At 72.5% G+C, this 12,892-nt stretch carries 11 protein-coding genes; 6 read left to right on the top strand and 5 right to left on the bottom strand.

Annotation, left to right across the window (positions count from 1 at the left end; translation table 11 throughout):
- Nucleotides 1–5: 5 nt before the first annotated feature.
- Complete coding sequence (locus tag AB0435_RS00880) at nucleotides 6–971, top strand: NTP transferase domain-containing protein (RefSeq protein WP_366425863.1); 966 nt, start codon at nucleotides 6–8, stop codon at nucleotides 969–971.
- A 374-nt stretch (nucleotides 972–1,345) separates the two neighbouring features.
- On the top strand, nucleotides 1,346–2,701 hold the full coding sequence (locus tag AB0435_RS00885) for a molybdopterin molybdotransferase MoeA (protein ID WP_366425864.1): 1,356 nt from the start codon (nucleotides 1,346–1,348) through the stop codon (nucleotides 2,699–2,701).
- 7 nt (nucleotides 2,702–2,708) lie between these two features.
- Here AB0435_RS00885 and AB0435_RS00890 read toward each other — a convergent pair whose 3' ends face one another.
- Nucleotides 2,709–3,833 carry a potassium channel family protein gene (locus tag AB0435_RS00890; RefSeq protein WP_366002102.1) on the bottom strand — a complete coding sequence of 375 codons (1,125 nt, stop codon included), beginning with the start codon at nucleotides 3,831–3,833 and terminating at the stop codon, nucleotides 2,709–2,711.
- A 51-nt stretch (nucleotides 3,834–3,884) separates the two neighbouring features.
- Between AB0435_RS00890 and AB0435_RS00895 the strand changes: the two genes are divergently transcribed.
- From AB0435_RS00895 to AB0435_RS00905, 3 genes are all read left to right on the top strand, one after another.
- Nucleotides 3,885–4,862 (top strand): NAD(P)H-quinone oxidoreductase, encoded by a 978-nt coding sequence (locus AB0435_RS00895; protein WP_366002101.1) that lies wholly within the window; start codon nucleotides 3,885–3,887, stop codon nucleotides 4,860–4,862.
- 212 nt (nucleotides 4,863–5,074) lie between these two features.
- A complete protein-coding gene (locus AB0435_RS00900) occupies nucleotides 5,075–5,800 on the top strand; it encodes a hypothetical protein (protein ID WP_366425865.1) in 726 nt (241 codons plus the stop codon).
- Nucleotides 5,801–6,007: 207 nt separating this feature from the next.
- On the top strand, nucleotides 6,008–6,571 hold the full coding sequence (locus tag AB0435_RS00905; protein WP_366002099.1) for a bacterial proteasome activator family protein: 564 nt from the start codon (nucleotides 6,008–6,010) through the stop codon (nucleotides 6,569–6,571).
- An 84-nt stretch (nucleotides 6,572–6,655) separates the two neighbouring features.
- Here AB0435_RS00905 and AB0435_RS00910 read toward each other — a convergent pair whose 3' ends face one another.
- Nucleotides 6,656–8,350 carry a protein kinase gene (locus tag AB0435_RS00910; RefSeq protein ID WP_366425866.1) on the bottom strand — a complete coding sequence of 565 codons (1,695 nt, stop codon included), beginning with the start codon at nucleotides 8,348–8,350 and terminating at the stop codon, nucleotides 6,656–6,658.
- Nucleotides 8,351–8,650: 300 nt separating this feature from the next.
- Here AB0435_RS00910 and AB0435_RS00915 point away from each other — a divergent pair, with 300 nt between their 5' ends.
- Entirely contained in the window at nucleotides 8,651–10,279 is a 1,629-nt protein-coding gene (locus AB0435_RS00915) for a protein kinase (RefSeq protein ID WP_366425867.1), read from the top strand.
- A gap of 48 nt (nucleotides 10,280–10,327) precedes the next feature.
- Here AB0435_RS00915 and AB0435_RS00920 read toward each other — a convergent pair whose 3' ends face one another.
- From AB0435_RS00920 to AB0435_RS00930, 3 genes are all read right to left on the bottom strand, one after another.
- Nucleotides 10,328–11,404, bottom strand: a complete 1,077-nt coding sequence (locus tag AB0435_RS00920; protein ID WP_366425908.1) for a phosphotransferase — start codon at nucleotides 11,402–11,404, stop codon at nucleotides 10,328–10,330.
- Between the two features lie 108 nt (nucleotides 11,405–11,512).
- The gene (locus AB0435_RS00925; protein ID WP_366002096.1) at nucleotides 11,513–11,965 is read right to left on the bottom strand and encodes a pyridoxamine 5'-phosphate oxidase family protein; all 453 of its coding nucleotides are present in this window, start codon (nucleotides 11,963–11,965) and stop codon (nucleotides 11,513–11,515) included.
- Between the two features lie 92 nt (nucleotides 11,966–12,057).
- Entirely contained in the window at nucleotides 12,058–12,717 is a 660-nt protein-coding gene (locus AB0435_RS00930; RefSeq protein ID WP_116212790.1) for a response regulator transcription factor, read from the bottom strand.
- Nucleotides 12,718–12,892 lie beyond the last annotated feature (175 nt).

Genomic DNA, 12,892 nt, shown 5'->3' on the forward strand with positions numbered 1-12,892 from the left:
GACGGGTGACTGCTTATGACGCCGTAGTGCTTGCCGGAGGTGCGGCCGGCCGACTGGGCGGCGCGGACAAGCCCGCCCTGAGTGTGGGCGGTCGCACGCTGCTCGACCGGGTCCTGGGCGCGTGCGCCGATGCCGGTGACACCGTCGTCGTCGGGCCGCGCCGTCCGACCGTACGGGCCGTGCGGTGGGCGCGCGAGCAGCCTCCCGGCGGCGGGCCGCTCGCCGCGCTCGACGCGGGGCTCCGGCACACGGCCGCCGCCACCACGCTCGTGCTCTCCGCCGACCTGCCGTTCCTGCGCGCCGAGACCGTACGGGCCCTGCTCCGCGAGGTCGCCCGCAGGGGCTCCGCGGTGGAAGGTGTCCTGCTTGCCGACCCCGGCGGCCGCGACCAGCCGCTGGTCGCGGCCTACCGGACGGAGTCGCTCCGCCGTGAACTGGCGCTGCTCGCCGCCGAGTACGGCTCGCTGTCCGGGCTCCCGCTGCGGCTGCTCACGGCCGAGCTGTCGCTCGGCCGCCTTCCGCACCCGGACGCCTCGTTCGACTGTGACACCTGGGAGGACGTCGCCGCCGCCCGCGCGCGCATCAGGGACGATGGGAGGGTGCTGGATGAATGGATCACCGCTGCCAAGGCCGAGCTCGGCATCGATCTCGATGTCGACACGGCCGCCCTTCTGGATCTCGCGCGCGACGCCGCGCACGGTGTGGCCCGCCCCGCCGCGCCCCTGACGACCTTCCTGGTCGGTTACGCGGCCGCGCAGCGGGGCGGAGGCCCCGAGGCCGTCGCAGAGCTCACGCGCAAGGCGGTCGCACTGGCCCAGCGCTGGGCCGCCGAGGAGGCGGAGGGCCCTGGAGGGGCCGCGCCGGCCGGGCGGCCCGCGACGACGGCACCGGGCAGGCCGGCCGGCGGTCAGGGACACCGGCCCGGCGACAAGGACCCTCGGTCCGACGACGAGGCCGAAGAGTCGGAATGACCGACAAGGACGCGGATTCCGCGCTCGACCGGGCCGCCGCGGAGGCGCTGGCACTGTTCGCCCGTGACCGACGGACCGACGGTCACGACAACGGCCCTGCCGCGCCACCGGCCGCGACATTCCATGACGATGAAACCCCCACCGCATATTTCCCCTTCGGCGAGATGCCGATAGGAAGCAGCGTGGTCGGCGGCGGTCGTGTCGGCACTTCGACGGACGGGATCCGCGGCAACGGTTCCCCGGCACGCGATTACGAGTTTCTCTTCGCCGACGACCCCTTCGGTGAATCCGCCTCCTCCGCTTCCTGCCCTCCCGCTTCTTGCTCTCCCGGCCCTTCCGCTTCCGCCGCCTCCCCTGAGCCCGCTTCCCGAGCCGTGCCCGTCTCGGAGCACGACTCCTCCTCCGAGCCCGGGTCCTTCGGCGAGCCGGCCCACCCGTCACCCCACCCGTCACCCCACCCGTCACCCCACCCGTCACCCCACTCCCCGTCCGGCACCCCCATGACTGAGCACCTCTCGCCGCGGCCCCACTCCGCCACGCCCTGGCCGCGCGCCCACCTGACCGCCGCCCGTGCGGCCGAGGCGCTGCCCGCCGAGGAACGGCCACTCGGCGAAGCCCTGGGGCAGGTGCTGGCGGAGCCCCTGGAGGCCCTCACCGACCTCCCCTCCTTCGACACCTCGGCCATGGACGGCTGGGCGGTCTCCGGCCCCGGCCCCTGGCGGCTGCCACCACCCCAGGGCGACAGCGACGTCCTGGCCGGAGCCGACCATTCCGGTGCCGCACCGCTCCGCGACGGGCACGCCGTCCGCATCGCCACCGGCGCCCGCGTCCCCCCGGGCGCCACCGCCGTCCTGCGCAGCGAGCACGGCAAGGCGACGGACCAGGGAGAGCTGCACGCCACCCGCCGCGTCACCCACGGACAGGACATCCGCCCCCGCGGCCAGGAGTGCCGCCACGGCGACCACCTGCTGCCCGAGGGCACCACCGTCAGCCCGGCCGTGGCGGGCCTGGCCGCCGCCGCGGGTTACGACCGGCTGCGCGTCATCCGGCGGCCCCGCGTCGAGGTCCTCGTGCTCGGCGACGAGTTGCTCCGGGAGGGCCTGCCCCAGGGCGGCCGGATCCGGGACGCCCTGGGGCCCATGCTCGGCCCCTGGCTCGCCGTGCTCGGCACCGAGGTGATCGCGACCCGGCGCCTCGGCGACGACGCGGACGTCCTGCACGAGGCCGTCACCTCATCGGACGCCGACCTGGTGCTCACCACGGGCGGCACGGCCTCCGGCCCCGTCGACCACGTGCACCCCACCCTGCGCCGCGTCGGCGCCGAGCTCTTGGTCGATGGTGTCGCCGTACGGCCCGGCCACCCCATGCTGCTGGCCCGGCTCGCGCCCGGCCGGCACCTGGTCGGTCTCCCCGGCAACCCGCTGGCCGCCGTCGCGGGCCTGCTGACCCTCGCGGAGCCGCTGCTGCGGACGCTCTCCGGCCGCCCCGCCCCGACCCGCACGCGGGCGACTCTCGCCGAGGCCGCACAGGGGCACCCCATGGACACCCGCCTGATGCCCGTGCTGCGGCTGCCCGGTGACCGCGTACGGCCTCTGGCCTTCCACGGTCCCGCCATGCTGCGCGGTCTCGCCGCGGCGGACGCGCTGGCCGTCGTCCCGCCCGGTGGCGCGGCACCGGGCGACACGGTGGGCCTGCTGAGCCTCCCCTGGGAGGCACCTGCGGCGGTCTGACGGGGGCTCAGCCCGCCTCGCCCACGCCCGCCGTCTGGATGGTGATCACCCGGTCGGCGAGGTGGAGCGTCGCCGCTTCCGGATCGGTGAAGTGCAGGAGCCGGTGGCCGCGTACGACCGCCACCACCAGGTCCTCGCAGTCCCGCGGTGAGCGGCCCGCCTCGCGTTTGGTGACCGGGCGTTCGACGACGTCCAGGCCGTTGCCGTACGTCAGCAGGTCCTCCAGGACCGTGCCGACGTGCGGGCTCACCATCGACATGCCGAGCAGCCGGCCCGCCGAGCTGGAACTCGTCACAACTGTGTTGGCGCCGCTCTGCCGCAGCAGCGGCACGTTCTCGTCCTCCCGGACGGCCACCACGATCGTGGCCTGCTTGTTGAGCTGGCGCGCCGTCAGGGTCACCAGGGCCGCCGTGTCGTCCCGCTCGGTGCAGATCACGACCTGCGAGGCCCGCGGCAGCTCGGCGCGCTGCAGGGTGTCGGAACGGGTCGCGTCGCCCAGGACGCCCACCAGGCCGTCGCTGGACGCCGCGTCCACGACCTTCTTCTGCGGGTCGACCACCACGATCTTGTCCTTGGGCTTGCCCTGCCCGATCAGGGTCTCGATCGCGTGGCGGCCCTTGGTGCCGTATCCGACGACGACGGTGTGATCTCGCATCCGCGACCTCCAGCGGTGAATGCGCACTTGCTGGCGCGTCCGTTCGGTCAAGACTTCCAGGGTCGTACCGACCAGAATGATCAGGAACAACACGCGCAACGGCGTGACCACGAAGATATTCGTCAGCCGCGCCCCGTCGCTCACGGGTGTGATGTCGCCGTAGCCCGTCGTCGAGAGGGTGACGGTCGCGTAGTAGGCGGAGTCCAGGAAGCCGACCGCGCCGTCCGCGTTGTCGTGGTAGCCCTCGCGGTCGGCGTAGACCAGCAGTGTCGTGACACCGAGCACCAGCAGCGCCATGATCAGCCGACGCAGCACCTGCCGCAGCGGGGCCGCCACGTTCTGGACGGGCATCACGATGGAACGCCCGGCCTCCGCGTCGTCCTCGGCCTCGCCGCGGGTGCGGTGCCAGAGCGAGCGGAAGAGCGAGAGCCAGGTGGGCGCCTTCCGGGCGTCCGGGCGTTGCGGGTTTGTTGCCATGCGCCCCATGTTCCGGGATCGGCGGGGGGACCCGGGAGTAGCCTCGCGAGCATGCATGCGATCACCATCCCCCAGCCCGGCGGGCCGGAGGCCCTCGTCTGGGCCGAGGTCCCCGATCCCGTCCCCGGCAGTGGAGAGGTCCTGGTCGATGTCGTGGCCAGCGCCGTCAACCGCGCCGACGTCGTGCAGCGACAGGGTTTCTACGACCCGCCGCCCGGCGCCTCCCCCTACCCCGGCCTGGAGTGCTCCGGCCGGATCGCCGAGCTCGGCCCCGGCGTGAGCGGATGGGCGGTCGGCGACGAGGTCTGCGCGCTGCTGGCGGGCGGCGGGTACGCCGAGAAGGTCTGTGTGCCGGTCGGTCAGTTGCTGCCCGTGCCCGAGGGCATGGACCTGGTCACCGCGGCCGGTCTGCCCGAAGTGACGGCCACTGTCTGGTCCAACGTCTTCATGGTCGCGCACCTGCGCCCCGGTGAGACCCTGCTCGTCCACGGCGGCGGCAGCGGCATCGGGACGATGGCCGTGCAGCTGGCGAAGGCCGTCGGCGCGCGCGTCGCCGTCACGGCGGGCAGCCGGGACAAGCTGGAACGCTGCCGGGAGCTGGGCGCGGACATCCTCATCGACTACCGCGAGCAGGACTTCGTCGAGGAACTCGCCAAGGTCACCGGAGGCGTCGGCGCGGACGTCATCCTCGACATCGTCGGCGCGAAGTACCTCGCGCGCAATGTGGACGCCCTCGCCGTCAACGGCCGGCTCGTCATCATCGGCCTCCAGGGCGGCCGCAAGGCCGAGTTGGACATCGGCGCGCTGCTCACCAAGCGGGCCGCCGTGATGGGCACCTCGCTGCGGGGCCGCCCGCTCGCGGAGAAGGCGACGATCGTGGCGGCCGTACGCGAACACGTCTGGCCACTGATCGCCGGAGGACGTGTACGGCCCGTGGTCGACCGCACGCTGCCGCTCCGGGAAGCCGCGGAGGCCCATCGCGTCCTGGAGGAGAGCACGCACGTCGGGAAGGTGCTGCTGACCACCTGACCTGACGCGTGGGCCGTCGGCATCAAGCGTCGGCATTAAGCGCGAGAGTGCCGGTAAACATGCCGATCGCGCATGGCCGCGGCCGCCCGCCTTCCCCGGCCGCCTTCCCTCGCCCGTCACCCGCTTGGCCGCTCGCACGCGCCGGACGGCGGAGTGCGTGTGAGGGTGAGGCTGTTGGCGTGGGGGCGGCGGCTCGGGCGGAGGGCGGCGGCGTGAACGGTGGAATACGGGCGGCCTCCCGCGCCGCCTCGACGGCGGCGGTCATGGCAGCGCTCATAGCGACCGCGCCCGGCGCGCAGTGTGCCGGGCGCCCCGCCCCGTCACCACCCGTACGCCCCTTCGCCCCACCCACGGCTCTTCCCTCTGTCTCACCCGCCGCGGTTCCCTCCCTGTCGCCCGCAGCGTCGCCCGTGCTGCCGGCCAACGGACGCGCACCGCGCGGCGTGGCCAAGGCATCGCCGCCCAAGGCGCCCGCGAACGCGCCGCACGGCAGGGCGAACCTCGCGCCCGCACCGCCGTTCGTCTATCCCTCCGAACCCCCGCCCGCCCCTCCGGGCGGTGACGGCCGGCTCGCGGGCACCGCCGCCGGTGAGGGGCGTACGCACCCGGGGCGGGCCACCGACCCGGTCCCCTCGGAGGAGCCCTCGGACGACTCGGAGTCCGAGGCGGACGACGAGACGGCGTCCGGTGAGCCCGTGCCCGGCGCGTCCCCGTCCGCGACACAGCGGACGCGCGGACGGGCGGACGCGGCGCGGCCACGGCACCCGGGTACGCGTCCGGTGCCGGACGACGGGCGGGGCTCCGGAGCGGACGGTCGAGGCGGCGGGCAGGCCGCGTACGGGGACCGCGTCATGCGCGTACTGCCGCTGGGGACGGGGATGATGCTCACCGGCCTGGGGCTGGGCTTCATCGCGCTGAGGCTGCGGCGGGCCGGGTGAGGGTGTGGCCTGGGCGGAGGGCGGGCCGCGCGGCTCCTTCTGACCGCGCTCGTGCCGGTCCGTCCGGCGCGGAGCGGAAGCCCGAACGGCGCGCGGAGTGAAAAAGCGGAGTGAAAAAGGGGCGCGCGGCGGGGCGTGTGGCACGGTGGATCAGGCGTGTACGGGGGCATCAACAGGGGGAAATCACCTGTGCGAGAGAATGGCGGCATGGATATGCCGAGGAACGAACGGTCGCAAGAGAGCCCGCAGGTCCTGGTGGTAGGCCCGGACGGCATGGCTCTCGGCAGCGCCAGCCCCGGCGGCGGGGAGGGTGACGACGAGTCGCGCGAGGTCCCGGTGACGGAGATGGTCGAACAGCCCGCCAAGGTCATGCGCATCGGCAGCATGATCAAGCAATTGCTGGAGGAGGTACGGGCCGCTCCTCTGGACGAGGCGAGCCGTGTGCGCCTCAAGGAGATCCACCACAGCTCCGTCAAGGAGTTGGAGGACGGCCTCGCGCCCGAGCTGGTGGAGGAGCTGGAGCGCCTGTCGCTCCCCTTCACCGACGAGACGATCCCCACCGAGGCCGAACTGCGGATCGCGCAGGCACAGTTGGTCGGCTGGCTGGAGGGGCTCTTCCACGGCATCCAGACCACGCTGTTCGCCCAGCAGATGGCGGCACGGGCGCAGTTGGAGCAGATGCGCAGGGCACTCCCGCCCGGCGTCCTGGGGGACGACGAGGAGGGCGGCGGCCACCAGCACGGCGGCGCGCGCTCCGGCCCGTATCTCTAGTCCGTCGGCGGCACGGATGCGCGTGTGCCCGGTACGTCCACCAAGGACGTACCGGGCACACGCGCATCCGCCGCGGTCGGGCCGCTACGAGGCCGGGTCACCCGTCGACACGGTCAGCACGAACTCGTCGCTCGGCGACTTCGGGTCGAAGGGGTCGCCCTCCTTGGGGGTCTGGCTGAGCACCGTCCCCTTGCCCCAGGTGTTCTCGGGCTGCACGTCGACGCGGTACTTCCAGCCCGCTGCCTGCAGGCACGCCTTGACCGAATCGATGTAGAAGTAGCTGAAGTTGGGCGCCGACTTCTTCGTCTTGTCGTTGTAGTAGTCGTAGGCGTTGGTGCACTTCTGCTTGTCGATGGTCTTCGTCTTGTCGCCCTCTTTGTGCTGCGCCTGTGTGCCACCGGTGCCGCCGGTGCCGCCGCCCGAGGTGGACCCCCCGGCGGACCCGCCGCCGGAACCGGCCACCGGTGCCGCCGACCGGGACTCCTTCGCCTGGTTGCCGGAGTCACCGCCGCCGCCGTTCAGCGAGATCGCCGCGATCACACCGATGACGGCGAGCACCGCGACCACGGCGGAGCCGATCAGCACCGGCTTGTTGCTCCTGCCGCCGCCGTTGCCCGGCATCGGAGCGGGCGTCGCGTACGGCGGAGGGGTCCCGGGGCCGCTCGGGCCGCCCTGGAAGGACTGGGCGGGGGCCGGGTAGCCCGGGCCCGGCGGGGGCGTGGAAGGGCCGTAGCCGCCGTTGTACGGGCTCTGGGCGGGCGGCTGGTACGGCATCTGGACGCCCTGCGGGCCCGGCGCCTGCGCCTGCTGGTCGACCGGCGGGAAGACCGCGGAGCCCACGCCCGCGCCGCTGCGGGGCGGAGCGCCGCCCGCGACGATCATCGGCGAGGCCGCGGACTGGGCGGTGCCCACCACGCGCGCGCACTCGTCGCGCATGGACTCGGCGCTCGGGAAGCGCTCGTTCGGGTTCTTCTTCAGCGCCCGGGCGACGAGCGCGTCGACGGCCGGCGGGATCGAGCGGTTGATCGTGGACGGCGCGACCGGTTCCTCCTGGACGTGCGCGTACGCGATGGCCAGCGGGGAGTCCGCGTCGAAGGGCAGCCGCCCGGTCAGCAGCTCGAAGAGCATGATGCCGACCGAATAGAGGTCGGAGCGGGCGTCCACGCCGCGGCCGAGCGCCTGCTCGGGCGAGAGGTACTGCGGAGTGCCCACGACCATGCCGGTCTGCGTCATGGAGGTGACGCCGGACTGCATGGCCCGCGCGATGCCGAAGTCCATGACCTTGACCACGTTGCGCTTGGTCATCATCACGTTGCCGGGCTTGATGTCGCGGTGGACCAGGCCCATCTCGTGGCTGACCTCGAGGGCGGCCAGCACATCGGCGGTGATCTTCAGCGCCTTCTCGGTGGGCATCGCGCCGTGCTGCCGGACGTCGGTGTCGAGCACGGAGCGCAGCGGCTGGCCCTCGACGTACTCCATGACGATGTACGGCATGGTCGACCCGTCCAGGTCGTCCTCGCCCGTGTCGAACACCGAGACGATGTTGGTGTGTGTGAGCTTGGCGACGGCCTGGGCCTCGCGCCGGAAGCGCTCGCGGAAGGACGCCTCGCGCCCGAGCTCCGTGTGCAGGGTCTTGATGGCGACCTGGCGGTCCAGCACGCTGTCGTAGGCCAGGTGCACGGAGGCCATGCCGCCCTCGCCGAGGAGGTCGCGCAGCTGATACCGGCCACCGCCGACCGACCGGCCCGCATAGCGGCCTTGTGCGCCGTCCTGGCTCATCGTTCCACTTCCCCCTTGGGCGCACTGCCTGCTGTACTGGTCCGGATCGGGCCGGGCCGTCGATATATCTCGGCCAAGTCTGCCCGAGGGCGCGGGCACGTCAAGCCGCGTGCCCGTTCCGTGACGGGATGAGCGACAAGCCGTCACGAGATTTGCCTTGCTCAGGCCCGTACAGGTTTGATAGCGCGTCCATCCCGGACCGGCGCGCGGCCTGGAGCCTGTAGCGTGCCTTAGCGGAAGACCGTTTTCCCCGCGCAGCGCCTTCTATCGCGCAGCGGCCAGACACGACGGCGAGGACTGATGGCACAGACGCAGAGCGCCCAGGGTCCATCCGACCCTGACGCCAACGGGGGCGGTATGCCCGATGTGCCTGAAATGTGGGGTAACGGCGGACTGGTCGGCGACGGCCGCTACCGCCTGACCCACCGGCTCGGGCGCGGTGGCATGGCAGAGGTGTTCGCCGCCGAGGACGTACGTCTCGGCCGCACGGTCGCGGTGAAGCTGCTCCGCGCCGACCTCGCCGAGGACCCGGTCTCGAAGGCGCGCTTCACCCGCGAGGCACAGTCCGTGGCCGGGCTCAACCACCACGCGGTGGTCGCGGTCTACGACTCCGGCGAGGACGCCGTCGGCCGCAACGTCGTGCCGTACATCGTCATGGAGTTGGTTGAAGGCCGCACTATCCGCGACCTGTTGCTGAACGCCGATGCCCCGCCGCCGGAGCAGGCGCTGATCATCGTCTCGGGCGTGCTGGAGGCGCTGGCCTACAGCCACCAGCACGGCATCGTGCACCGTGACATCAAGCCCGCCAACGTGATCATCACCAACAACGGCGCCGTCAAGGTCATGGACTTCGGCATCGCCCGCGCCCTGCACGGCGCGGCGTCCACCATGACGCAGACCGGCATGGTCATGGGCACCCCGCAGTACCTCTCGCCCGAGCAGGCGCTCGGCAAGACGGTCGACGCGCGCTCGGACCTCTACGCCACCGGCTGCCTGCTGTACGAACTGCTGGCGCTCCGCCCGCCGTTCACCGGCGAGACCCCGCTTTCGGTGGTCTACCAGCACGTCCAGGACACCCCCGTGGCACCCTCGCAGGTGCTCGGCAGCGTGCCGCCGGAGCTCGACGGCCTGGTCATGCGCTCCCTCGCGAAGGACCCGGACGACCGGTTCCAGAGTGCGGAGGAGATGCGCGGGCTGGTGCAGTACGCGCTCCAGATGCTGCACGACGCGGGTGCCCACACGGGCTCCTGGGACACCGGCCCGGTCGCGCACGCCACCGCCGCCACCCAGGCCCTCGGCATGGGGGGCGGTATGGGCGGCGGCATGGCCGGCACCACCGCCATGCCGCACCCGCTGCACGGCGACACCTCGCAGCAGCCGCTCATCCCGTCCCGCCACGGTGACGACGGCGGCTTCGACGGCTACAACGGCGGCCACGGCGGCCGGGGCCGCGGCAACGGCGGCGGTGGCAGGGGCAAGATGGTGCTGGTCGCCGTGCTCGCGGTGCTCGCCATCGCGGTGGGCGTGGTCTACGCGCTGAACCAGACCAAGTCGACCGGCAGCAACGACACCAAGCAGACCGACAAGACGCCCACCGGCCCGTCCGCGCCCGGCACGCCCTCCGACGGCGCCACCCCGAGCCAGCGGAGCTCCCGTGGCGCCCAGCCCGGCGGGGACACCACCGGCGGTCACGACCGGACCTCCGACTCGACGGGCGGCGGCAACGACGAGCCGACCGACCAGCCGACCCGGAACCACCACACGAAGAACCCGACGACCGACCCGACGACCGGTCCCACGACCGGCCCGTCGGGGGACACCAACCCGACGAAGAACCCGACCGACGACCCGAAGCCGCCGACGCACGACCCGACGCCGCCGGGTACGACCGCCGGCAACACCCTCCAGGGCAGCCTGGGCGGCGGCTGACCGCACGACGCACGGCCCTGAGCCCGTCTCCCTCACCGGGAGGCGGGCTCAGTCCGTGAAGGCGTCGCGCACGGAGCCGTACGCCCGCGTCCACCACACGGCCAGCGCCGCGGACGCGGGGAAGCCGGGATCGGCGCGGTGGTCGCCCAGCTGATAGCGCCAGCGCAGCATCCAGAAGTCGTTGAGCCGCTCCCACCACACGCGGTGCACGGCCGCGGCCAGTTCGGCCGTACCGGCGCCGCACGCGCGCCGGTACGCGCGTGCGTAGGGGCGTATTTTCGCCAGGTCCAGCGTGCCGTCGGGCCGCAGGAAGAAGATCACCGCGGCCCGTACGGCTTCCTCGGCGCGGGGCTGGACGCCCAGCCGGTCCCAGTCGACGATCGCCGCGGGCTCGCCGCCCCGGTAGAGGAGGTTGAGCGGGTGGAAGTCGCCGTGCACCCACCCGCGGGCGGGGGCGGCGGCGGGGCGGCGGTGCGCGTGCCGCTCCAGCAGGGCGCGGCGCTCGACGAGCCGGTGCTCCGCGAGCTCGTCGAAGGAGTCGCGGGGGCGGCGCCGTACGAGCGCGAGGAGCTCCTCGATGAGGGCGTAGGTGTCCTGGGGGTCCGCCGCGGCGTCCTGACCCGCCCCCTGCGGCCCCTCGGAGGCCGGTGGGGCTCCAGGATCCCGCCCCGGCCCTCCCGGGCCCGCAGAAGGCCCTCCAGGGCCCTTCCCGGGGCCGCCCGGCGGGTCGGGGGGCTCCTGTGGACAGACCTTCGCCAGGCAGGTGTGCACCTGGCCCAGGAGCGTGCCGAGGCTTCGGGACTGGGCGTGGGTCAGCTCGCCGCCGTCGTGGTGGCGGCCCTCGACCCAGGGGTGCAGGGCGTAGCAGCGGCCGTCGAGGACGGTCACGGTGGAGCCGTCGGCGTCGGCGACCGGCGGGGCGACGGGCAGGCCCAGGGCGGCCAGCCGCAGGGTGACGCTGTGCTGGCGGGCGATGGCCGCGTGGTCGCCGTCGAGGTGGTGCTTGAGGAAGAAGGCGCCGCGCGTGGTGGTGAGGCGGTAACCGCGGTTGAGCAGGCCCTCGGTCAGCGGGACGCAGGTCAGGGGCGTGCCGGCGTTGCCGTACCGCCGCAGCAGGGCGTGCAGCGTGCCGTTGCCCGGTGCCTGAAGTCCGCCGTCCCCGCCGGTTCCGCTGTGAACAGTGGTGGCGACGAGCGGGGAGACAAGTGAGCGCGGCACGCTCCAAATGTTAGATCAGGCGAAGTGCGCGACCTGTCGCGCGGGGACGCCTTCGAGGCGATGCAGCGTGATGAACTGCGGTTCGATGCACAGGTATTCGGGGACGAAGGGTGCGTCGTCCGCGGTGCGCGGCGCCCGGCCGAAGAGCTCCAGCTCGGCGGGCGACGGCGTGAAGAGCCGTGCGGTGCCCACGAATTGCACGGTCCGGACGTCCTCGTCGCCCTCGCGGCGGTTGCTGAGGTTGTCGGCACCGTACGCGACGACATTGCCGTCGCAGGCCTGCGCGTAGCCGTAGCCCGCGTGCATCCGCAGCACGACCGAGCGGCCGGACACGATGTGCCGGGCCACGGTGACGAAGGGCAGCGCGCGCATGCTCACGGACAGCCTGCCGTAGGGCATGCCGGCGAGCAGTTCGAGCGCGCGGTATTCGTCGTAGTCGTCGTTGGGCCCGGTGGGCGGGGTGAGCATGGCACCACTGTGCCCGGTGGTGTCACTCGCCCCTAGGGGCACCCGGCCCTGGGGGCAGGGACGTTGGTCCCGAAAGGGGGAAACCGGCGGTTTCAGCGCTTCTGGGCCTGCATGCGGGCCACGTAGGCGGCCGCCTGGGAACGCCGCTCCATGCCCAGCTTGGACAGCAGGCTGGAGACGTAGTTCTTGATGGTCTTCTCGGCGAGGTGCAGCCGCTCGCCGATGGCGCGGTTGGTCATGCCCTCGCCGATCAGGTCGAGGATGCGGCGCTCCTGGTCGGTCAGGTTCGCCATCCGGTCGTCGCCCTTGGGGTCCTTGCCGTCGCGCAGCCGCTCCAGCACCCGCGCGGTCGCCACCGGGTCGAGCAGGGATTTCCCGGCCGCCACGTCCCGTACGGCCGAGAGCAGCTCATTGCCACGGATCGCTTTCAGTACGTAACCGGACGCGCCCGCCATGATGGCGTCGAAGAGTGCCTCGTCATCCGCGAAGGAGGTGAGCATCAGGCATTTGATGTTCTGGTCCTGAGAACGGATTTCCCGGCAGACTTCCACTCCGCTGCCATCCGGAAGGCGAACGTCCAGAACGGCGACATCCGGCCGGGTCGCGGGAATGCGCACCAAGGCGTCCGCGGCCGTACCGGCCTCGCCCACGACCTCGATGTCCTCCTCCACGGAGAGCATCTCGTGCACCCCGCGGCGGACCACTTCATGGTCATCGAGCAGAAATACCGTGATTTTTCGTTGTTCGGGCACAGTCACAGTCTCACACACCAACTCTTCCCCTGCTCTTGTCCTCCGAGATAACGTGCGGTCGTTCCGGCAGTCCGCAGGGCTGTGCTCACAAGGACGTGACCAGGAGCGTTGTCCCGCTTTCTCGATTTACTTGGAAATCCAAGCAAAATTGCAGGTCAGGCGGGGTTTCGCAGGA

The organism is Streptomyces sp. NPDC051173, from assembly GCF_040689515.1.
Taxonomy (GTDB): domain Bacteria; phylum Actinomycetota; class Actinomycetes; order Streptomycetales; family Streptomycetaceae; genus Streptomyces.

Excerpts from the sequence above, each read along its gene's own strand:
- AB0435_RS00895 (WP_366002101.1), top strand. The coding sequence starts at position 3,885 with ATGCATGCGATCACCATCCCCCAGCCCGGCGGGCCGGAGGCCCTCGTC.
- AB0435_RS00910 (WP_366425866.1), bottom strand. The coding sequence starts at position 8,350 with ATGAGCCAGGACGGCGCACAAGGCCGCTATGCGGGCCGGTCGGTCGGC.
- AB0435_RS00905 (WP_366002099.1), top strand. The coding sequence starts at position 6,008 with ATGGATATGCCGAGGAACGAACGGTCGCAAGAGAGCCCGCAGGTCCTG.
- AB0435_RS00890 (WP_366002102.1), bottom strand. The coding sequence starts at position 3,833 with ATGGCAACAAACCCGCAACGCCCGGACGCCCGGAAGGCGCCCACCTGG.
- AB0435_RS00925 (WP_366002096.1), bottom strand. The coding sequence starts at position 11,965 with ATGCTCACCCCGCCCACCGGGCCCAACGACGACTACGACGAATACCGC.
- AB0435_RS00915 (WP_366425867.1), top strand. The coding sequence starts at position 8,651 with ATGGCACAGACGCAGAGCGCCCAGGGTCCATCCGACCCTGACGCCAAC.